The 724-nt window shown below is 57.0% G+C and carries 1 protein-coding gene; it reads right to left on the bottom strand.

Translation table 11 applies throughout. The features are described 5' to 3' along the window. Nucleotides 1-570 (bottom strand): DEAD/DEAH box helicase (locus tag L692_RS28780; RefSeq protein WP_036723632.1); only part of this gene is annotated, 570 nt, incomplete at its 3' end. Nucleotides 571-724: the final 154 nt, after the last annotated feature.

Raw genomic sequence — 724 nt, 5'->3', positions numbered from 1 at the left:
AGGGGCGTACACGGTTTCTACGGGAAATACTCGGCCGGGACACCGGACAACCGGCGCGCCGCCAAGCAGCGCGGACACCTTCTCTCCGTTCAGCGTTGCCGACATGACGAGGAGCTTCAGATCCTCCCGGAGCACCGCCTGCGTCTCCAGAGAAAGCGCAAGGCCCAGATCCGCATTCAGGCTTCTTTCGTGAAACTCGTCGAAAATGACAAGGCCGGTATCGCCCAGCGAGGGGTCGTCCTGCAGCATCCGGGTCAGCACGCCTTCGGTTACAACGATAATTCGCGTCTCAGGTCCCGTCTTGCTGTCCATGCGCATCCGGTAGCCCACGGTTTGGCCTGCCTGTTCGCCGAGACATGACGCCATATAGACCGCCGCCGCTCTGGCGGCAAGCCGCCGGGGCTCCAGCATCAGCATCGTTCGGCCCTTCATCCACGGCTCGTCCAGCAGCGCAAGCGGCGTCATCGTTGTCTTGCCCGCTCCCGGCTCCGCGATAAGGACGGCCGAAGAGGAAGCGGCCAGTATCGTTTTAAGTTCAGGCATGACCTGCATAATTGGAAGTGTATTCATAAAATCGCTCCGTCATCAGTTAAAAGGTAGATAAAGTCTTGTTCGGACTGGCAATTGCTTCATCGGTGAATTACAATGAAATATTGAGTGAGAAAAACAGGTTTCAGTTACTTGTAATCATGGGCGAAACGCCGGAAAAATTCAAGGGCGGCGC

This window comes from Paenibacillus forsythiae T98 (assembly GCF_000520735.1).
Lineage (GTDB): Bacteria > Bacillota > Bacilli > Paenibacillales > Paenibacillaceae > Paenibacillus_AQ > Paenibacillus_AQ forsythiae.
This window is presented reverse-complemented; position numbering and strand designations above follow the sequence as displayed.